We start from the raw sequence: 230 nt of genomic DNA on the forward strand, positions 1-230 counted from the left end.
GCTGCCGTCGGCTCGCCAAGGACTGGGAGTGCCTGAACCGGTCAGGCCTGTGCTTCCTGCGCTGGGCCTCCGTCCGCCTCATGCTGCGAAGGCTCTGCCAAACCAGAACATGATCCCGGACAGATGGGGTGATTGGGGTCTCTCCCCGGTGATCCGGTGGCTGCTCCTCTCGGGATGGTGGAGCGTGGTCCGGTTTGCGTCGGCCACCAGCATCGAGGAGGAGCAGCGAT

At 65.7% G+C, this 230-nt stretch carries 1 pseudogene; it reads left to right on the top strand.

The annotated features are described in order from the left end of the window. A pseudogene (locus E2C05_RS32675) lies at positions 1–113 on the top strand (IS5/IS1182 family transposase); the annotation flags it as partial. Positions 114–230: the final 117 nt, after the last annotated feature.

The sequence above is a fragment of the Paracraurococcus ruber genome (assembly GCF_004353985.1).
GTDB lineage: Bacteria > Pseudomonadota > Alphaproteobacteria > Acetobacterales > Acetobacteraceae > Paracraurococcus > Paracraurococcus ruber.